The organism is Methylobacterium sp. UNCCL125 (genome assembly GCF_900116795.1).
In the GTDB taxonomy this organism is placed as follows: Bacteria; Pseudomonadota; Alphaproteobacteria; order Rhizobiales; family Beijerinckiaceae; genus Methylobacterium; species Methylobacterium fujisawaense.
Genome location: NZ_FPBW01000004.1, coordinates 220,925 through 239,761 on the forward strand (window position 1 = coordinate 220,925; position 18,837 = coordinate 239,761).

Sequence of the window (18,837 nt, forward strand, 5' to 3'; positions counted from 1 at the left end):
GGGTGCTGTAGACCCTCTCACCTGCCCCGCTGGCACAGGTCGGCATGGGCGCTGGAGATAGAGTCCATGACCGACGACGCACAGCGTCGGGCGCAGCGCGCCCGCACGGGCGATCACACGCCCGCGAACGCCCTCACCGACCTCCCGACGTTTCACCACCTCGCCATCGGGCATCCGACCGTCGGTCACCCGTGCGCCGATATGTCCGCGTGGGCGTTCGAGACGGATTTTTCCGACATGCCGGCGGCCGTCCGGCTCGCCGCCGCCGGCCTGACGGCGGACTGCCACGTCGTCCACGTGCTCGGCTTCGCCCAGGCCTGCGAGCTCGCCGCCGTCGACAGGGCGCTGCCCGCCCTCATCCGCGAGGCGCTCGACGACTGGGCACGCCGGGCGCGATTCTGCGGCGCCATCGCCGGGCACTACGAGTGTGCCGTTCGCACGATGCATGCGCTGGAGATGCATTTCGCGACGCTGGCGGATCCTGTTGATCGCCGGCGGACGCTCTGCTCGCGAGCGGAGGCCTCGTTCACCGCGCGCCAGATCGAGCTCGGGACGTACGACGCGGAGAACGCATGGCGCCCCGAGAGCCGCCTGCTGTCTCGCCAGATGGCCTGGGAGGACCTCATCGACGAGGCGGCCGTCGTCACCGCCGGCCCCGCGCCCCGCGCCGAGCCGGCTGACGATGCCTGTTTCGACGGCCTCGATGACGACGTCGACCTCGGGCTGCCGCCGGTCGCGCATGCCGCGTCGCTGCAGCTACGGCGCACGCTCGACGTTCCCGGCGTCCGTGAGGCCCTGGCCGGCGGGGGTGGCGTCGTCATCCTGGACGTCCCGGAGCAGCTAACGCTCGCCTTCTTCAAGGACACGGCCGAGAGCAAGCGGGCGATCCCGTTCGGCGTCGAGATCCTCGTGGAGGACGCACCGGCGAGGCCGAGCGATGCGGCCAAGCGCGAGCGCCAGTACGTCGCCTACCTGCGTCGCGAGAAGCCGGTGCTGGCCCTTTCGCCGGACGCAGGGGGGTGCCTGCCGGCCGTCGCAGTCCGGGCGGCTGACCACCGCCTCACGCTGTCCCCGATCACCGGTGCGGACGTCGCCGCAGTGATCCGCGGCACGACCGGACAGGCTGTGTCCGAGGCCGATCGGGCCCGGCTGGAGGGGCTGACATTCACCGCGGCCGACGTCGCCGCGGCGGTGCGCCCGCGGCGGGATCCCGGGCAGTGCGTCGAGCACATCGTCCGGCTCGTCACGCCGACGCCGGCATCGGGCCGCGGGCGGGATCTGACGCTCGATCAACTCCACGGTGCCCGGGAGGCCGTCGAGTGGGGCCGCGGCGCCATCGCCGACCTCGCGGCCTGGCGTGGGGGCGAGCACTGGGCGACCGTCCGCAACGGGCTGCTGCTGGGAGGCCTGCCGGGCACGGGCAAGACCCTGTTCGCGCAGGCCCTCGCCAACAGCAGCGAGCTGCCCCTCATCAGCTCGTCCCTGATGGAGTGGCAAGGGACCGGAGAGGCGCACCTCGGTACGACCCTGAAGGCAATGAGGGAATGTTTCGCGCGGGCCAAGGCCCTGGCGACGGGCCGGCGCGGGTGCATCCTGCTGATCGACGAGGTCGACGTTTTCGTCGACCGCCGCACAGTGCAGCACCGGCACGCAGATTACGTCCTGCAGATCACCAACGGGTTTCTTGAACAACTCGACGGCGCCGGCGGCCGCGAGGGCGTCATCGTCATCGGGACGACGAACGACGTGAACCGCGTCGACCCCGCCATCCGACGTCCCGGGCGTCTCGGCCGCACGATCATGATCGGCCTGCCGGACGTGGAGGAACGCGTCGCGATGCTGCGCGTCCGCCTCGGTGACGACCTGCGCGACGCGGACCTGCTGCCGGTCGCGTACCGGACGGAACGGCACACTGGCGCGATGATCGAGGCCCTGGTCGAGGACGCCCGCCGCCGCGCCCGGCACGCGGGGCGGCCGCTCGCCCTCGATGACCTGCTGGACGTCGCCGGGGCCGGGGACGCGGACACGCCGGAGGCGACGCTGTACCGCCTGGCGGTGCACGAGTCCGGGCACGCCCTGCAGGCGCACCTGTCTGATCCGGACCGCGACTTGATCGTCACCCTGCAGTCGCGCGAGGGCGTCGGCGGGTGGGTCGAGCTAGTCGTGGCGGACAGCGGGGTATGGACGCGCGCCGAGGCCGAGGCGCGGATCCGGATCGGGCTCGCGGGCCGGGCGGCGGAGGAGATCATCCTCGACAGCGCCAGCTCGGGCGCGCGCCAGGACCTGCTCACCGTGACGAGGATCGCGGTCCGTATGCTGGGCGAGTGGGGTCTGGGCGAGCGTAGCCTGATTGCCGTCGAGCGGGATCCCGTCACGGCGCTCGCGACGGACCCGCGCCTGCAGGCGGAGACGTCGGCCCTACTCGACAGGCTGTACGCCGAGACGCGGGACACGGTCCGCCGGCATGCGGGAGCCGTACGCCGGATTGCGGAAGCGCTGCTCGTCGAGCGCCGTCTCGATGGCGCGCGGGTCGCCCGGCTGGTCGCCGAGGCCGGACCGGCGCGGCGGCGATGAGGGAGGCGATCATGGACCGGACCGATCCCTCCGAGCGTCAGCTCGCGCTGTTCGGCATCGCCGCTCACGCCATCGCACTCGTCCGCGACGGTCTCATCAGGCCCGGGGACCTGGCCGAGATCACCGCTGTCATCCAGGCCCTCATCAAGGCCGAGCACGAGGAAGGGGGGCGGACATGACGGTCAGGCAACGCTACCCGTCCCGGCTCCCCGCGGACCTGCACCGCATCTCGCAGGCGCCACTCCTCGACGAATGGCTCCTCGAACCCGACGACCGCGCGGCCGACGGCGCCGTGCTCACGGGCGTCATCTCGGGGCACCCCCGGTACCCGGACGGGAGCCGGGTGACGACAAGCACGGTCCAGCAGATCGAAGACGAGCCAGCGAACGGCATCGGCGGGTGGGCATGGTGCTATTCGTGGGGCCTCATCAGACTGGGGGCCTGCATCGATCTAGGTTTCAGCAGGGGGGTTCCGCTATGAGGTTCAAGAGGCCGTCGCTCGCGGAGATCGCGGAGCGCAACCGGGCCAGGGCCAGGGACGAGGACCTCCTCGCCTCCGGCTGGACGCCGACGCCGGCGGATCTCGCCGACGCGCCGTTCATCGATAGGTACGAGGAGACGACGTACCCGGGGAGCGACAAGCCCTCGCTGAAGGGATTCGTGACAGGCCATCCGAGGCTCGGCACGACGTACGCGTGGACGTCCCCCCTCATCGCCAGGGGCGACGGGTGGGTCCGGACGGAGGGGCGGTTCTACCGCCTCGGCAGCCCCGCCCCGGCGCCCGAGCCCGAGCCGCCCGCGCCCGAGCCCAAGCCGTACACGCCGCCGACCGACGAGGAGATCGACGCGCTGCTCGACGGCCTGCCGGACTACGGGCTGGATCCCCGGTAGCCGGTGTCAAACCCTTCGCGGCGGTGTCGGATCGATGGATTCCGAGGCCGCCGGTGTCCGATCAATGGATTCCGGCGGCCTGGACAGAACGCCCGCGGCCTGGACGAAGCGCCCGCTGCAGGGCCCGTTTTGGACAGAACGCCCGCGGCGACAATCGACATGCGCGCACGACAAACGGCATGCGATCGGGCCGCGGAATGACAAACCACATGCGCGGAGGCCGCAGGTAGGCGCACGTCGGGCGCACGTAGCAAGTATCCAGTGGAGTATTCGTATGCGTACCCTGATCACCCTGGCCGCCCTGCTGGCGGCCGGAACGGCGTCGGACGCCCTAGGCCGCCAGCCCCGGCCGTGACGCGTGGCACCGCTCCAGCACGTCCCCGACGAGCTCGCGCAGGCGGGCGTTGAGGTCGCCCCACTCCGGGGTCGCGACGGAGAACCGGCGGGACGCGCGCTCCGCCTCCCAGGCTCGGCGCCGGGGCTCGACATGGGCCTCGGCCAGCGCCGGGATCCCATCCGCGTCCGCCGGCAGCGGGATCCCGAACGCCGCGAGCGACGCCGGCAGGGCGGCCGCCACCTCGTCGAGGCGGGCATGGCCGCGTGTCAGCATCACGAACAGGTCGTAGTGGTCGCGCAGCCTGTAGGTCTTCGGGCCGTGGCGGAGCATCGCCTGGATCTTGTCGGCCGCGGTGTGGGCGAACGGCACGGCCCGGATCCGGACGGGCTCGCCGCCCAGCACGGAGGGGACGAGGACCTCGACGAGATCGGCGATCTTGGACCGCTCGTCGAAGGCGACGTCGACCTTCACGCGGATGCGCTGGCCGCCGACGACGGCCTGGACGGTGACGGAGCCGCCGCCGATCGAGCCGGCCTCGCGCTCGGCCTTCACGGACCACGTGGACAGGTCGAACGCCACGCCGTCGGCGCCGTCGCCCGCGAGGATCTCGCGCATGATCCCCTCGAACTCCTGCATCGTCCCCTCGAACGCCGGGAGCTGCAGGTCGACGTCGCTGGTCGAGCGGCCATCGAGGGGGTGCACGCCCTCGGCGAGGAACACGATGGCGCCCCCCTTCACGGCGAATCGGTCGGCGTGCCCCGAGGCGAACACCCGGCCGAACAGCCTCTCCATGGCGTAGCGCTGGCACACGGTGGCGAGGGGCAGGTTGCGGGCCCGGGCGGCGGCCTGCAGGGCAGCGAGGTTGGTATCCTTGGCCATGGTCAGAAGCTCCGGCTGGGGGCGTTGGCGTGGGTGTCGACGGCGATGGACAGGCGGGTCGTGACGACGGGGCCGAAGGGGCGCGCGGTCTCGATCAGCTCGGTCGCGTCGCCGTCCTCCAGGTACGCGTGGAGGGCCTCCTGCAGGTGCTGGGGCGGGACGGCATGGGCGGCGGACCGAGACCCCCGCCACAGGTCGACGACCGTCCGGGCACGGTTCGTCATCCGGAACCGGACGCCGAGGACCTCCTCCTCCTCGATGCCGACGGCGAACGACGCCGGCAGGCGGGAGCGCAGCAGGGCCACGGGCAGGCTCGTCGCGATGCGGGTGCGGTCGTGGGGGACGAGGACCTCGACGGCGCGTGGCATGTCGGTCGTCAGTTGGTGCCGCATGGCGGCGGTGCGGCGGGCCACGATGCCGCCGGTCACGAGGGCGATGGCCGCGTCCTCGAACCGGGGGGCCGAGGCGGCCGCCGGCGTCGACAGCAGGCCGGCACCGTGAGCCACCAGGCGCCCGTCCCGGACGGCCCCGGTGATCAGGACCTGGTAGAAGCCGGCGCCCCGGAGCTCGGAGGAGAGCACGACCGGCCGGGCTTCGAGGAAGGCGTGGAGGTTTCGCATATCGCACCCATGTGTCGTTCGGGTGCAATCCTAGAAAATGCCCTGGCAAGGCACAAAGCGCGGCCGGGAATTCAGCCGGCGACGGCGGCCTTCCGACGGCCCTGGCCGGGCTTGGGGCCGCGGCGCTTGGGGGCCGTCGGGCCCGCCCATTTCTTGCCGGACGCGATGAGGCGCCGGCCGCGGACCGCGAGGTCGGACAGGTAGTGATCGTTCAGCCAGTGCCACCGCTCGCGGCAGGCCTCCCGGCCGCGGGTGTCCATGAGGCCGGCGACCGTGACCGGGTTCACCTCGTGGACCGAGGGGTAGACGTCGTGGCGGTCGAGGTGGCAGCCCATCACTCCTGCCCCTCGGGCTTCGCGGCATCGAGGGCGGCGAGCGTCCTCTCCAGCGCCGCGGCGAGGCGGTCCGGGATCTCGCGGTCGTCGGGCAGCTCCATGCGCCAGCGCTCCCGAAACACCAGGTGGCGGGCGGCCTCGATCACGGCCGCGGCGGCAGCGTCGTCGGTCAACGGGATCTCCGGGGCGGGGGCACGAGGCACAGGGCGATCAGGGCGCCGACGGCGAAGGTGGTCACCGGCGCGGCCGCCTCTTCGCCGGCGACAGGACGGCCAGGGCATCGGCGACCGCGTCGGGGCGGCCGCTCTGGGGCATTGGCTCGCCGCGCAGGGCGGAAAGCACGGGAGCGTCGACGAGGGGCCGCGGCGGCGGGGACCAGCAGGCGAGCGGGAGGACGACGGCGAGGGTCAGGTTCACGGCGCCGTCCCCGGGGAGAGGACGTGCGGCATGACCAGGCCGATGCGCCACAGGTTCAGGAGCCCTGGATACCAGGCCTGCCACTCGACCTCGACGGGATCCGCGTCGTGGACGTGCGGCGGCAGCGTCAGGCAGTACCGCATGGAGACGGGGCCCGGCCGGGGCGCGGCCGACGCCCGCCAGGGCATCAGGGTATCGGCGTGGTACACCGAGGCCACCAGGCGCTCGCCGCCGGCGACACGCACGTAGACGTCGACGTCGTCGCTCGCCTTGTCGCGGACCTTGAGCGCCACCGAGGACCAGCACAGGCGGCCGGCCTCGCGGGACACAGCCTCGACGCGTTGCTCGATGCGGACCGGGGCGAACGTCGCCTCGATCCTGGCTCCGAACGAGGCGACGAACAGGGTGAGAAGCCAGAGGAGGCTGACGCCCCAGTAGATTACCCAGAAGGAGCGGCGCATCAGTCGTCCCCCCGCCGCGGACGCATGTTCCGGATCATCTCGGTGAGGGCGTTGCGGATGCTGTGCTCGACGGTGTCCATCTTCGTGAACAGCCGCTTCTCGATCTCCTTCAGGTCCTCCTTCTTCACGCACGTCTCGGAGACGTGCAGCCGGAGGTCGGCCAGGGCCGTGCCGTAGGCCTCGACCGCCTTGTCGGTGTCGCGGCCGCGGCCCTCGACCTCGGTGACCTTGTTCCTCAGGGTCACGTAGCCGGCGTAACCGCCGAGGGCCGCCAGGAACACGGTGACGCCGACGGCCAGCAGGACGCCCAGCGAGATGGTCGGATCGAGGGTCACTGGACAGGTCTCCCGAACGCGGCCGAGACCCCGTTCATCCATGCGAGGGCGCGCTCGCCGCAGGCGGTCTTGGCCCGGTCGAGCAGCTTGGCGTCGGCGATGATCCCGACGGCCTCGCGCCGGCCGAAGGCGCGGGCGGGGATCTCGGGGAAGGTGCGGTGGATGCAGGCCGCCAGGTCCGCCGGGACGGGCGGCAGCGCGGCGCGGCCGCTCAGGTCGAGGGCCGCGCGATCGGGGCAGCCGCCCAGCGCGACGGCGATGCCGGCGACTGCGGCGAGGGTCAGGGCGCGGCGCATCAGAGGCCCCTCAGCAGGCGGGCGTCGTCGTCCGTCACGCACCCGGCGTCGGGCGTGCGGGCGAGGTGGCGCTGGAGCTCGCGCACCCGGGCGGCCGCCACCTTCGCCGAGGCCTCGGCCGCGTCGGCCCGGGCCCTGTCCGCGTCGGAGATCTTCGAGGCGGCCGCCACCTGGCGCCGGACCTCGGCGAGGGCGGCCGCGGCCTCGTCGCGCTCGCGCTGGAGGGTCCTGGCGGACTCGACTGCGAAGGCGTCGTGCGCCCCCTTGGCCTGCCCGGCCTGGTAGAGCGCGGCGCCGACCAGGAGGACCACGCCGGCGCCGATGAGGGGTCGGCGCAGCCAACCCGGCAGCCAGGCGGCCGCGACCAGCGCCAGGGCGATCAGGCCGACGCCGCCCAGACCGGCCAGGGTCGCCGTGAGCGAGAAGGCGGTCCAGCCGTGGGAGAGGAGCGTGCCCAGCGAGGCCAGGTGCTGGGCCATCAGAGGCCCTTCCGGCAGAGGACCTGCTCGTCGTCGCGCCGGATCGAGAGGCCCTTGACCCGGCGGCCGCCGGCCTTGTCCCACATGTCGAAGGCGTCGCACGACCCGGCGATGTCGCCGGCGTTGTAGCGGCGGGCGACCGTGGACTTGCAGTAGGCTCCTGCGCCGATGTTGTACGCGAGCGAGACGTGGGCCACGAGGCGCTCGTCGGGGGCGCTGGCGAGCCCCGGGACGCACTTGAGCACGTTCCCCTCGAACTCGCCGAGGCCCTTGAGGAGCATCGCGGCGCACTGCTGCGGGGTGGCCGTCATGTCCATGGTGACGCCACGGGTCTCCCCGTTGCAGATCGTGGCCACGCCGACGATGTCCCGGTAGGCCTTGAGACGGGTGCCTTCGCGGGTCTGGACGAAGGTGACCGCCAGCGCGGCCGCGGCGGTGCCGGCTACCATCCGCCGGCGAAGCGTGCCCTTGGCGGCCGGGGCCTTCAGAGGGACGGACGGCACCCTTCCGACAGGCAGCGGCGAGACGGGCGCGGCCGCGGTAGGGCGGCGCCGGAACAGGGCGGAGAGGTTGAAGGCCATCAGGCGTCTCCCTGCGGGGCCGGAGCGGTGACGCCCTGCTGGGCGACGCAGCGCGCCCCGAGGGCGGCCAGGGCCAGCCCCATGTTCGCGAGGCTCAGCGTCGTCGGGGAGACGAGCTCGGAGCCGGAGAAGAAGGAGACGCTCGCCTGCGCGGCATCGAGGACCGTCGCGAGGGCGAGGAACCGGATGGACCAGGCGCGCCGGATCACCGCCTCCAGGTTGTGGACGAGCTCGATCTTCATGCTGCGGCCCTCTCGGCGGCCTGGCGGCGGGAGACGGGGCTGCGGCTGTCGACGACGGTCACGACGACCTCGCCGTCGAGCACGAGGCGGATCCCGTCGATGACCACGCCGTCGGCGCGGTAGCGGAGCTGCACGCCGCCGAAATACGAGAGGCGGTCCCGGTAGGCCTGGACGTGGTAGCCGGCGGCGTGGAGCGCCTCGACCGCCGCGGCGTCATCAAGGCCGGCGAGGACCTCCTCGCCGATCCCCAGCGACCGCTCGACGTAGCGGCGAACGCTATGGTTCGTGGCGATTGCCCGCCGGCCGCCGGAGCGGTCGACGATGACGTCGGGGGGGACTGGTGTCGGGGCGGACATGGGGCCTGCTTGGTGGATGCAGGGGCCATGATCAGCGGCGCGCGGGACCGCGCACGGTAAGAGCCGGGAACCTTCGCGCGATTCGTCGCGAGGACGGGCGATTCGGTTCTTTAGGGCCTGGATCCAGCCCCCGCGGGGCGCCGGCCGGCCCCGCCGCGACGTCTACGCAGTTTCGCGTTCACGCACCGGCGATGCCCCAGGATCGGGCTGGCGAGGGGTCTCGGCGTCGGTCGCGCGGAGTCGCCGGATCAGCCCGGTGCGGGGCCGCGGCGGGCTTCCAGGGGCGCGGGCGAGCCAGGCGGATGGGCCTCGGGGCGGGCCGGATCGGCGGCCTGGGCGGCGTTAACCGAGGACCTTCGCGCCGGCGCGGCCGGGCTTGTGCCAGGCGGCCGGACGGTCAAATCTATTCTTGTCGACGGGTGTGGTGCCCCGCGGCGGCCTTCGTCCCGGACAGAGCATGCAGCCCCTCGCCGACTACGTCATCCCCGAGATCCCGGACTTCATGCTCGACGAGAGCGCCCTCTCGGCCGAGCTTCGCGCGCGTTCCGCGAAGGCCGCAGTCCAGCGCGCAACGTCCCGGCGCGCGGCGGCCGTCCCGGCGCGCCCGGCCGTGCCCGATGCCAAGGCGGCCGCCGAGCGCGTGGCCCTGGCCGCCCGGGCGGCGCATCTCGCCATCCTGCATCCGGCCCGCTCCCGCGGGAACGCCGTGCTCCTGAGCCCGGAGTTCGACGGCAGCGTCGCGCTCCGCGGCCGCGAGCTGGCGACGTCGGCCGACGCGGCCACGGCCGGGTTCGTCAGCCTCCAGCGGTTCCACGGCGCTCGCCGCGGCGACGACATCGCCAGCCTCAACGCCTTCGCGTGGGCCGACCTTGAGATCGGGCCCACGTCCCCCTTCCGCGGCCTGCCCCCCGAGATCGTCGCCGGCATCGTCCTGCAGCGCCTCGACGACGCCGGCGTGCCGCGCCCGTCGTACGTGCTCCACTCCGGCCGCGGCCTCTGGCTCGTCTGGCTGTCCGAGACCCCGCTGCCCCCGAGCGTGAAGGGGCGCGTCCGCCGCGCCCTGCGGTCATTCTGGGGCGAGGCCGTCACGACCGGCCGCGGGGCCGGCAGCGACCGCGTCAGGGCGAAGGCGGCCGCCATGGCCGGCCTGTGGGAGGGCCTGGACCTCGACCGCGCCGTCGGCGACCTCGCCCGTGTCCACCGGGTCGCCGGATCCATCAACCCCAAGTCTGGCGAGCGCGTCAGGCTCGTGTGGCCGGATTCTTGGGCGGACGTGGAGCGCCAGGATTTCGAGCCCTTCGCCGATGCGGTCCTGCCCTACACCCGCGCCGAGACCGAGGCGTACCTCGCGGAGCGCGACGCCGACCGGGAGGCCCGCCGGGCCCGCGCCGAGGCCGAGGGCCGGCCGGTCGCCGAGCGCCGCGTCCGGATCGCGTACGGCCGGCACGCCGCCATCGAGCAGGATCTCATGCGGCTCGCCCTGCACCTCGGGCCCGAGCGCCTGGAGGCCATGCGGATCCGGACCCTGATGGCTCATCACATCTCGTGCGCGCGTGCGAGGGCCGGCATGGGCGGCGACGCGGCCTCGTGGGCGGCCGAGCTCGCCCCGCTCGTCGGGCTCTCCGAGAAGGCCTTGCGCACTGCCCTGCGGCCCGTGGAGCAGCGCCTGCGCCGGCATGAGGCGGGCGAGACGGTCGAGTACCGGGGCCGGCAGGTGAGCCCGCTCTACTGGCACCGCGACGACACGATCATGATGGAGCTCGGGCTGACCGAGGCGCTGGCCCGCGAGGCCGGACTGTCCCGCCTGATCCCCGGCACCGACGCCCGCGTGTCGATGACCGCGGCCGAGAGGATGAAGCACGCCCGGCGTCGCGCCGGGGCCGTCGCCCGCGGGCAGCATGCCGTCACGCTGTCCGAGGTGGCGCGTCTCGCCCGCGAGATCTCGACGGCGGCCGACCTGCCTGTCGCCGAGATCGCCGCGCTGCTGGACTGCTCCAGGGCCACGGTCTACCGGGCGCTCAAGGCGTACCCCGAGGCTCCCGCCCCCCTCTCCGAGGCCGTCGACACCGTCTCAGTTCCGTTACGGACTCTATCAGTTGGCGTAGCCTCGCCTGTGAGCCCGCCCGCCGCCCAGGCCCTGCCTGCCCCCGCCGCCGACCCTGAGCCCATCCCGGCCTGGATCAAGGCTGACACCGACCCCGAGCTGGCACGGCTGTACCCCCTGTTCGCCGCGGACTACCCCTTGCCGGGGGCCCAGAAAGCCTTCCAGCACGCCGACAGGCTCCAGGCGCTGTACTGGCACCACCTTGCCACGCCGACCGTGGAGGGTCGCTCCAGCCCCTCCACGAACAGGAGAGAGGCCCTCATGTTCGCCCTGTGGATCCTGCAGGGCGAGGTCGAGAGCGGCACGCAGACGAGGGGGCTGCGGCCTGCCCCGAAGGCCAAGGCGAAGCCGGCGCCCCGTCCCCGCCGCCCCCTACGTATGCTGGGGCATTGTCCCTCGCCCGCGACCCGTCTACATTGAGGCATGGGCGGCGCGAGCCGTCCGGGACTGGCCGCGTTGCACCACAATGTCCGCCAGGACACACACCCCGCTCCGGGCATTCCGGGCGGGGTGTCGTCGTTTCAGGGCCCTGGTCCCTTGCCAGGGGCGACGGCAGGATCGGCCCCATGATCCCGTCCCCGTCCCCCTCGATGTCCACGGCCTCCCCCGCCCCGGTCCTGTCCTCCCGGGCCGCCCGTCGCGATGCCGACAGAAAGCGCAAGCGCGACGAGCGCCAGGCCCTCAGGGACCGCGGCGCGCCCGACCCCCGCCAGCTTGACGCGGCCATCGTCGACGCCCTCAGGGAGGCTCTCGTGGCCCCTGCAGGCCAAGGGGCGGTACGCAGGCATGTCGACCTCGCGGACATCCTCACGGGCGCCGCACGAGCGCTCAGGGGCAGGACGCATGGAGGAGTTGTCCTCCGGCGCGAAGCCATCCACGCGGCCCTGGCCGACCGTCTCGCGCCCCGGCAGGACTGACAGGGGGTGGGTGCTCAATACCCATCCCTAGTCCGGTCCCGCGCACGCCGGCACGCTTCCCGGCATGTCTGACCGTCCCCTAGTCGAGCTCCGGTTCAACGTCGGCACGACCTCCTGGGCCCGCCAGCTCCAGGGGTTCGCCAAGGACGTGATCCCGTACGCGGCCTCCTATGCGCTCAACGGCACGGTGTTCGCGGCCCGCGATGCCCTCCGGGATGAGGCCAAGCGGGTCTTCGACCGGCCCGTCCCCTTCGCCGTCCAGCAGGCCTTCGGGTACACGCGCACGCGCCTCAACGGCGACCTGACAGCCCGCATCTACATCCGGGACCGCCAGTCAGCCTTCTACAAGTACCAGATCATGGGGGGGACGCGCGTCCCGGGCGACATCGGCCCGGGCCAGACCTGGCTGTTCCTCCCCGTCGCCCCGGAGCTCATAGACCCTGCCTCCGGGGGGCTGCGCCGCAACGTCCTGCAAGGCCTGTCCCGCCGGGCCAGCCCCAAGGCCCAGGGCAAGGCCGTGCACCGCACGACGAAGGCGAGGGACGCCAAGCGCCGGGGCGTGTTCTTCACCCCCCTATGGGGCACGCAGGGCATCTGGGAGCGTCCCGAGCGTACGAAGGCGACCGGCCTGCGCCGGCGTGGCGTGAGGCAGGTCCACAACCTCTCCGCCCCGCGCCTGCTCGTGGCCGCCTACAAGCACGAGGAATACAGGCGGCCCAGGTTCGACTTCCAAGGCATCGTCGCCCGCGCCTACGAGGACCTGCCCATCCGGTTCGATGAGGCCGTGCGGCAGCGCCTCGGCAGGATCCTCTCGGACCGGGGCCTGTCCGGCCGCTGACCCCATCCAGAGCCCATGGACCCCCATGGGCCGCCCATGGGCCGGCCGCCCCCGACGCGTGCCGCCTAACCCCTTGATACCAGGCCATGACCGGCCACGGCCCCATGGGCACGCCATGGGCATGGGATGGGGCACGACAGCCCCTTCGCCGGGCTCCACGCGCCCCCATCCAGGCCCCATGGATCCCCATGCCTGCCCGTGGGGCGCATGGGGCGCGACACGACGCCGGCCTGCAACCAGCCCATCGGTCCGGCGCGCCCATGCCGGGGTCGGCCCGCCTATCGGATCGGGACACCGATGGGCCGAGGCCCCAGGATGCCCGCCAGGCCGTGCCGGGTGGTGGATGGGTATTTGTACGCGCGCGCCTGCGCGAGGGGCTGTGCGCCGCCCCAGGGCCTCGCCCGCCGGGTCGATATACCCCCAGGGTGTCGGGTTGTTTCGCCATCGCACGCTCTCACCGTTCGGGCATCGCCCCGATCCCCGCCAGCATCAGCATCCCCCCGGGCCAGCCGGCGCCCGCGCCCCGGGGATCCCGCCGCCCTCCAGGCGCGCCCCCATCCCGGGAATCCACATCTCCGGGCAGGCGCCCCGGCCAATGAGGGCAGCCCGCCCACACCCCGGCGCGCCGGGTGCCGCTCGTCCAGTCGGGACGCGGCGCGGTCTATGAAGACCGAGGCATGAAAGGTGGTCGACCGACCCAGGGCCAAAGCCAAAATAAGCAGCCAATCGTTCTGGTATTAAAATTTACCATACCCAGCCACAAACAAAGATGCAGAACGAAAATTCTGGTAATAATTTTCACCCACCCAACGGGCTGCCACACTGAAAGGAACAGAGACGATGAGGTGCATCGACCCGGATACGGGCAACATGCTGGGCGCTGGCCCCCTGTCGGACGAAGAGGCGGAGGCGCAAGAGCGTAACGAGTATGCGAGTGACGCCGCTCTGAACGCGTATCTCGAACGAGAAGCGGCCGAGGCGCAGGTGGTGATCGGGGAGGTGATCGACGAGGTGGATGGCATGCTTGCCGACCTTCGCGAGAAGTTGATCGTCAGTGCAATGCGCGCCCGTGGCTTCAACTGGCACCAACTTCGCTGATAGGCAGAGGTTAAGACGGCTCTGCGCTTCGCTGGACCAAGACGGCCCCTTCCGCTCTAAGACAGACGCCGGGGCATCCATGCCCCGGACCTCGCACCTGTGCTGCCGCCCGGATCCATTTCGATGACCCAGCACATCGCCATCCGGCTACGCTCCGCCCTAAGCGGCGGACTTCGACCTTCCCGACCTCGACCTCGCCGCACTCGACGAGGTGATATTGTTCCTGGAATGCCAGCCAATCTCGTTCAGCCAGCTTGCCGGCAGACGTCGGGATACAGTCCCCGGCGCCGACGCGGCCGGCTGGATTTGGCGGCTACATCGTGCCGCCCGCCGCTTGAGCTCTCGGGCGATACCTTCAAGGTCCGGCTCACTCCGACCTTCCAATGCAGAACGTCATGACCCCTAAGACCCTGACCCGCCTCGGCGAGCTCCTCTACGGACCTCGGTTCGCGACTTCCCTCGCGGAGGCGCTCTCGGACGACGACCACCGCGCTCAGGTCTCTCATGTGAGCGCATGGTGCGCCGAAAAACGACCCATTCCTGCCTGGGTCGCCGCCCGGGCGCGCGGACTGGCTACTCGCGGCCAACGCGACTTGGCCGGACGGCTAATCGAGCTGGGCGAACTACTCAGCCACCCGACTGCTCTTCACTCTGCCCCCAAAGCCCTGCGCACAAGCCGCATCGCACATCTCAAGCGGACGCCGCCCGACACCGACGAGGGCGGGCCGCCCGAAGAGCCCATCCCCTGATCACTTAACCTCCAATCTCACCTAGGCTTCTTAGGAGCGTAGTCTTGCCTAAGCCGGGCCGACTGGTCAGGCACGCGGTGAGGCTCCCGACCGGCCACGATCCCTCGCCCCGGCGTTAGACCTCAACGCTCGCGACGATCTGACGGGGCTACGAGCCCGCATCCCCGTATTCGACCAGATCCTCGACGAGGGGCACCTCGTACTGGTCGCCGGACGGGAGCGTCCTGGCTTGAACGACCTCCTCCAGCCTCCTGACCGCCGCCGATGCCGTGTCGGCGACGCGGATCGCGGCGACGAGATCCTTGCGGTCGAGGCCCTATTCTGACGCCGGCATCCCTAGCGGGCGCGTTCCGGCTGCCACGCGGATCACGAAGCCCAGCACCGCCATGGACAGATGGCCCAGGCGCACGCGCAGGCTCCCCCAGATCTCGCCGGGCTCAATGCGCGCCATCCAGTGGGCGTACTGGACCGGGTCGGTCAGGTCGCAAACGCCTTCGAGTTCCGGAACCTTCTTCGCGACGTGGTTGGCGAGCTTGGCCAGCGTCTTGGTCGGCCCGATGCCCACGCAGTTCGGGATGCCGGTCCAGGCCTGAACCGTCGCACGCATGTCGCGTGCGAGCGGCATCCTGTCGGCCTGCCGCACGTCCGTGAGGTCGAGGAAGCTCTCGTCGATGGAGTAGTCCTCGATGCGGGGGCTAAACCGCTCGTAGACCTCGTTCACGCGCGCCGACATGTCCCCGTACAGTTAACGGGCCCGGTAAAATTTCAGGTAAATCCGAACCTACGATTCAGGCGGCCCTGGTACGATCGTCGCCTGCATAGGGAGAGGTCGATGGCCAGAGTACCGTGCGCGCCGCCGCGCAACCTGTCGATCGTCATAGACGGCATGAAAATCAAGGCGACGTTGTGCGGCGATCCCCGTAGGCATGAGAACTGGATAAACCACTATAAGGCGGCGTACCTCATGCGTGAGTTTGAGCGCGCCGATCCTGCCTACCTCCACGCCTGGGAGCTCGTCATTCCTGGTACGGATACGGATCGCCTCTGGCTCGCCTGTAGGTTTCGGTATGGCCCGTGGCTCTCGGGTAGGGTGACGACAAAGTTGCACTGTAAGTACCGCCCCTGGCTGCTATTCGGGCCTCCCGGTCATTACGGCTATATTCGCGCTTCGACCGGCCTACAGGCGGCCGCCGACGCGAATATCGAGCATTTCGAGTGGATGCGTCGGAAGCGGCAGGAGCTCATCGAAAATGAGCTGACAAACTCACCCGAGGGCGAGGATCTCGACGCGATGGCTGACCTCAGCTAGCCCCCAGCCTCCTCGCTGCCCTGGAGCTCCTCCGGCCAGACGTCGCAGATGGCCATGGCATAGAGGATCTTGTGCATCGAGACAGGCCGGAAATCCCACCCGTCGACGCCGACGTCGCACGACGCTTCAGATGGCAAGGGAGCCTCGGGCTGGGGAACGGATGGGCTCACATTACGACGCCGAGGTCATCGTCGTCGGCGCCGGTCCCGTCGGCCTGACCGCGGGATGCGCCCTGCGCCACCACGGGGTAAATTGCCTGATCCTGGAGGAGCGGACCGAGGTTCGGGCGTATTCCCGGGCCAACAACCTCTGGGCACGGCCGCAGGAGCTCCTGGCCTCCGTCGGCCTGCGCGATGCCATCGCTGAGCACGCCTACCCGGTCCGGTTGGTGAACTTCTTCATGAACGGCACGGCGACGACGCCGATCCGGATCGACGACGTCACCAGCCCCCACCCGCAGGTCCTCTACAGCAGGCAGGACGTCATCGAGACGACCCTGATCGAAACCTACGGAGAGCGCGGCGGCCGGATGCAGCGCGGCGGCAAAGTGGTGTCGGTCGCTCAAGACGGCGACGGTGTGACCGTCACGGTTAGGCGCGGCGACGACGGGCCGGAAGAACGCCTGCGCTGCCGCTACCTCATCGCGGTCGACGGCGCCAAGAGCACGGTGCGCCCGCTGCTCGACCTCGATTTCGAGCCCGAGCGGTTCGAGGGCCGGATGAACCGTCAGGTCGACGCCAAGCTGTCCTGGCGGCCTTCGCTGGAGCCCGACCAGCTCTGGTTCTTCTACTGCGAGCGCGGCTTCTGCGGCGTGATGCCGGTCTGGGGCGGCTATCACCGGCTGTTCTTCCTGGCCGACGATGCGGGCGTGCCGGACCGCGATCCGACGCTCGACGAGATCCAGGCCGTGGCCCGGGAAGTCACGGGCGACGAGACCCTGACGCTGACCGACCCGCAATGGCTGACTCACAGCCGCTTCCAGTACGGCGTCTCGCCGGGATACGCCCGCGGCCGGGTGTTCCTGGCCGGCGATGCCGGGCACCTGTCCCTGCCCATCGGCGGCCAGGGCATGAATGCCGGCCTGCATGATGCCGTCGAGATCGCGTGGCGGCTCGCGGCGGTGCTACGCGGTGAGGCGGCCCCCGTCGTTCTCGAATCCTACGATGCCGAGCGCGGCGGCGAGCACGCCAAGCTCAGCGAACAACAGGCGAAGGGCTTCCGCCGCACCGTTTACCGGGGACCCGTCACGGATGCGGCCCTCGGGCTGGCTGACAAGGTGGTGCCCGGCATCGGCGCCCTCCTACAGGGTACGGACGACCTGCAGCAGCTCTCGGTCAGCTACCCGAAGAGCCCGCTCAACGAGGACCATCTCTCGGGTGTGACCCATCTCCTCCAGCGCGGACCGAAGGCCGGTGAGCGGGTCCCCAGAGGCCGAGGTAACGGTCAACGGCCGGACGACGTCGCTCTTCCCGTTCATCTACAATCCGGACGGCGTCACGACGGGCTGGGCCTTGGTGTGCTTCGACGGGCGGACCCCGGAAGCCGGCGCTTCGCTGCGCGCCGCCATTGAGGCCGTCGCCCCGTGGGGCTGGGTGCGACCCCGTCTCGTCCTGGCGGGTCCTGTTTCGGAGGCGGAAGGGGCGCCGGTGTTGTCGGACCTCGACGGCAAGGCCCACCACGCCTACGGCGTGGAAGGCCAATCCGCCCTCGTGCTTGTGCGTCCGGATGGGCATATCGCCTATCGCGGCGCGGCCGACCGACCCGAGCGCCTGACCGCATATAGCTGGCGGACCTTCATGCCGTAAGCCAAACGGCGCGATAGCCGCTTCTCGCCCGCAATCGCTCGTGCGGTGAACAGGAATGTGACTTCCGGGGAACGGTTGGCTTCGCGCCCCCCTGCCGAAATCATCAGGCTGACGAAAGGCCGCTTTCGGGCGGCGTCGTTGGCGACATGAGCGGCCGCGTTGGGTCGTAGAACGAACCCGCTGCGCGGGAGGGCGCGGGTGGTGAAGTCGCGGTAGCACCCGGACCGTCGCGCGTCGTTGAGGCCTGTCGGCGGCGGGCCGAGCATCGCGGCTCCTTCATCCGAGGAGCCCCACGATGCACGATCTGCTTCCCGCCCCCGTGATCAGCCCGCTGCACCAACGCCTGATCGAGGAGATGGGCCTGCGCCGGTTCTCGCACGAGACCCAGCGCAATTACCTGCGCGACGTCGGCCGTTTGGCCACCTTCCTCGGACGCAGGCTCGACACGGCCACCGCGGAGGATCTGCGCCGCTTCCAGGTCGAACAGCGCGAGGCCGGCGTGCCGGTGCCGACCCTCAACAGTATCGTCTCGGCCCTGCGCTTCTTCTTCACCCACGCCCTCGACCGCCCGGATCTGGCGCACCGGCTCGTCCGTCTGGCCTATCCGCGCACGCTGCCCGTCGTCCTCAGCCGCGCGGAGGTCACCCGCCTGCTCGCCGCCACGACCTGCCTCAAGCACCGGGCGGCCCTGGCCGTGGCCTACGGCGCCGGCCTGCGCGTGGCCGAGGTCGCAGCGCTGAAGGTCACGGACATCGACAGTGCGCGCATGCTGATCCGGGTCGAACGGGGCAAGGGCGGGCGGTACCGCAACGCCCTGCTCTCGGCGGATCTGCTGGCCCTGCTGCGCCTGTGGTGGCGGGCCGGCCGCCAGCAGGGCGTGATGCTGGGCGGCGGCTGGCTGTTCCCCGGCCAGCACGCCCTCAAGCCGATCAGCACCCGGCAACTACACCGGGTCGTCGTCGAGGCCGCACGGGTCGCCGGCATCGCCAAGCGCGTCGGCCCGCACACCCTGCGCCACAGCTTCGCCACCCACCTCCTGGAGGACGGCACCGATATCCGCGTGATCCAGGTCCTGCTCGGCCACGCCAAGCTCGACAACACCGCCTTCTACACCAAGGTCGCCACCCGCACGGTGCGCACCGTGACCAGTCCCCTCGATCGGCTCGGCCTGTTCGAGGCCGGGGAGCGTGCGGCCGGCAGTTGACGCGCCGGGC

At 71.3% G+C, this 18,837-nt stretch carries 24 protein-coding genes and 1 pseudogene; 11 read left to right on the forward strand and 14 right to left on the reverse strand.

Annotated features, from left to right (window positions below):
• The first annotated feature begins 66 nt into the window (after positions 1–66).
• The 3 genes from BM396_RS04710 (at position 67) to BM396_RS04725 (ending at position 3,465) form a co-directional block, all read left to right on the forward strand.
• The gene (locus BM396_RS04710; protein WP_051975905.1) at positions 67–2,574 is read left to right on the forward strand and encodes an AAA family ATPase; all 2,508 of its coding nucleotides are present in this window, start codon (positions 67–69) and stop codon (positions 2,572–2,574) included.
• An 11-nt stretch (positions 2,575–2,585) separates the two neighbouring features.
• Positions 2,586–2,753 carry a hypothetical protein gene (locus tag BM396_RS32630; RefSeq protein ID WP_158713263.1) on the forward strand — a complete coding sequence of 56 codons (168 nt, stop codon included), beginning with the start codon at positions 2,586–2,588 and terminating at the stop codon, positions 2,751–2,753.
• A 298-nt stretch (positions 2,754–3,051) separates the two neighbouring features.
• Positions 3,052–3,465 (forward strand): DUF6634 family protein, encoded by a 414-nt coding sequence (locus BM396_RS04725; RefSeq protein ID WP_051975906.1) that lies wholly within the window; start codon positions 3,052–3,054, stop codon positions 3,463–3,465.
• 331 nt (positions 3,466–3,796) lie between these two features.
• Here the strand turns inward: BM396_RS04725 and BM396_RS04730 are convergent, their stop codons facing one another.
• From BM396_RS04730 to BM396_RS04780, 12 genes are all read right to left on the reverse strand, one after another.
• Positions 3,797–4,681, reverse strand: coding sequence for a nucleotidyl transferase AbiEii/AbiGii toxin family protein (locus tag BM396_RS04730; RefSeq protein ID WP_043378709.1), 885 nt, complete (start codon positions 4,679–4,681; stop codon positions 3,797–3,799).
• Between the two features lie 2 nt (positions 4,682–4,683).
• Positions 4,684–5,301 carry a type IV toxin-antitoxin system AbiEi family antitoxin domain-containing protein gene (locus tag BM396_RS04735; RefSeq protein WP_043378712.1) on the reverse strand — a complete coding sequence of 206 codons (618 nt, stop codon included), beginning with the start codon at positions 5,299–5,301 and terminating at the stop codon, positions 4,684–4,686.
• A 71-nt stretch (positions 5,302–5,372) separates the two neighbouring features.
• The gene (locus tag BM396_RS04740) at positions 5,373–5,639 is read right to left on the reverse strand and encodes a hypothetical protein (RefSeq protein ID WP_139239453.1); all 267 of its coding nucleotides are present in this window, start codon (positions 5,637–5,639) and stop codon (positions 5,373–5,375) included.
• Positions 5,636–5,809, reverse strand: coding sequence for a hypothetical protein (locus BM396_RS32635; protein ID WP_170867463.1), 174 nt, complete (start codon positions 5,807–5,809; stop codon positions 5,636–5,638). Before BM396_RS32635 ends, BM396_RS04740 begins: the two co-directional genes overlap by 4 nt.
• 61 nt (positions 5,810–5,870) lie before the next feature.
• The gene (locus BM396_RS04745; protein WP_043378718.1) at positions 5,871–6,053 is read right to left on the reverse strand and encodes a hypothetical protein; all 183 of its coding nucleotides are present in this window, start codon (positions 6,051–6,053) and stop codon (positions 5,871–5,873) included.
• Complete coding sequence (locus BM396_RS04750) at positions 6,050–6,514, reverse strand: hypothetical protein (RefSeq protein ID WP_043378721.1); 465 nt, start codon at positions 6,512–6,514, stop codon at positions 6,050–6,052. The genes BM396_RS04745 and BM396_RS04750 overlap by 4 nt, the downstream gene beginning before the upstream one ends.
• A complete protein-coding gene (locus tag BM396_RS04755; protein ID WP_043378724.1) occupies positions 6,514–6,849 on the reverse strand; it encodes a hypothetical protein in 336 nt (111 codons plus the stop codon). Before BM396_RS04755 ends, BM396_RS04750 begins: the two co-directional genes overlap by 1 nt.
• On the reverse strand, positions 6,846–7,145 hold the full coding sequence (locus tag BM396_RS04760) for a hypothetical protein (RefSeq protein WP_043378727.1): 300 nt from the start codon (positions 7,143–7,145) through the stop codon (positions 6,846–6,848). The genes BM396_RS04755 and BM396_RS04760 overlap by 4 nt, the downstream gene beginning before the upstream one ends.
• Positions 7,145–7,624 (reverse strand): hypothetical protein, encoded by a 480-nt coding sequence (locus tag BM396_RS04765; protein WP_043378730.1) that lies wholly within the window; start codon positions 7,622–7,624, stop codon positions 7,145–7,147. The genes BM396_RS04760 and BM396_RS04765 overlap by 1 nt, the downstream gene beginning before the upstream one ends.
• A complete protein-coding gene (locus BM396_RS04770; protein WP_081948548.1) occupies positions 7,624–8,205 on the reverse strand; it encodes a lysozyme in 582 nt (193 codons plus the stop codon). The genes BM396_RS04765 and BM396_RS04770 overlap by 1 nt, the downstream gene beginning before the upstream one ends.
• Positions 8,205–8,447: a DUF7940 domain-containing protein gene (locus BM396_RS04775; RefSeq protein ID WP_043378734.1), complete on the reverse strand. Its 243-nt coding sequence runs from the start codon at positions 8,445–8,447 to the stop codon at positions 8,205–8,207. The genes BM396_RS04770 and BM396_RS04775 overlap by 1 nt, the downstream gene beginning before the upstream one ends.
• Positions 8,444–8,803, reverse strand: a complete 360-nt coding sequence (locus BM396_RS04780; protein WP_043378737.1) for a hypothetical protein — start codon at positions 8,801–8,803, stop codon at positions 8,444–8,446. Before BM396_RS04780 ends, BM396_RS04775 begins: the two co-directional genes overlap by 4 nt.
• 457 nt (positions 8,804–9,260) lie before the next feature.
• Here BM396_RS04780 and BM396_RS04785 point away from each other — a divergent pair, with 457 nt between their 5' ends.
• The 4 genes from BM396_RS04785 (at position 9,261) to BM396_RS04800 (ending at position 13,760) form a co-directional block, all read left to right on the forward strand.
• Entirely contained in the window at positions 9,261–11,327 is a 2,067-nt protein-coding gene (locus BM396_RS04785) for a helix-turn-helix domain-containing protein (RefSeq protein WP_043378739.1), read from the forward strand.
• A gap of 146 nt (positions 11,328–11,473) precedes the next feature.
• On the forward strand, positions 11,474–11,824 hold the full coding sequence (locus tag BM396_RS04790; protein WP_043378742.1) for a hypothetical protein: 351 nt from the start codon (positions 11,474–11,476) through the stop codon (positions 11,822–11,824).
• A 64-nt stretch (positions 11,825–11,888) separates the two neighbouring features.
• The gene (locus tag BM396_RS04795; RefSeq protein WP_043378744.1) at positions 11,889–12,662 is read left to right on the forward strand and encodes a hypothetical protein; all 774 of its coding nucleotides are present in this window, start codon (positions 11,889–11,891) and stop codon (positions 12,660–12,662) included.
• Positions 12,663–13,502: 840 nt separating this feature from the next.
• Complete coding sequence (locus BM396_RS04800) at positions 13,503–13,760, forward strand: hypothetical protein (protein WP_043378747.1); 258 nt, start codon at positions 13,503–13,505, stop codon at positions 13,758–13,760.
• 1,167 nt (positions 13,761–14,927) lie between these two features.
• Here BM396_RS04800 and BM396_RS04805 read toward each other — a convergent pair.
• A pseudogene (locus BM396_RS04805) lies at positions 14,928–15,254 on the reverse strand (Y-family DNA polymerase); the annotation flags it as partial.
• A gap of 87 nt (positions 15,255–15,341) precedes the next feature.
• Here BM396_RS04805 and BM396_RS04810 point away from each other — a divergent pair.
• Positions 15,342–15,818 (forward strand): hypothetical protein, encoded by a 477-nt coding sequence (locus BM396_RS04810; RefSeq protein ID WP_139239454.1) that lies wholly within the window; start codon positions 15,342–15,344, stop codon positions 15,816–15,818.
• Here the strand turns inward: BM396_RS04810 and BM396_RS32640 are convergent.
• On the reverse strand, positions 15,815–15,955 hold the full coding sequence (locus BM396_RS32640) for a hypothetical protein (RefSeq protein WP_158713264.1): 141 nt from the start codon (positions 15,953–15,955) through the stop codon (positions 15,815–15,817). The two genes, BM396_RS04810 and BM396_RS32640, sit on opposite strands and share 4 nt — an antisense overlap.
• Before the next feature lie 23 nt (positions 15,956–15,978).
• Between BM396_RS32640 and BM396_RS04815 the strand changes: the two genes are divergently transcribed.
• The 3 genes from BM396_RS04815 (at position 15,979) to BM396_RS04820 (ending at position 18,827) form a co-directional block, all read left to right on the forward strand.
• Positions 15,979–17,388, forward strand: coding sequence for an FAD-dependent monooxygenase (locus tag BM396_RS04815; RefSeq protein ID WP_244538802.1), 1,410 nt, complete (start codon positions 15,979–15,981; stop codon positions 17,386–17,388).
• Between the two features lie 76 nt (positions 17,389–17,464).
• Positions 17,465–17,623, forward strand: a complete 159-nt coding sequence (locus BM396_RS33200) for a hypothetical protein (RefSeq protein WP_244538803.1) — start codon at positions 17,465–17,467, stop codon at positions 17,621–17,623.
• A 295-nt stretch (positions 17,624–17,918) separates the two neighbouring features.
• Entirely contained in the window at positions 17,919–18,827 is a 909-nt protein-coding gene (locus BM396_RS04820; RefSeq protein WP_043378754.1) for a tyrosine-type recombinase/integrase, read from the forward strand.
• Positions 18,828–18,837 lie beyond the last annotated feature (10 nt).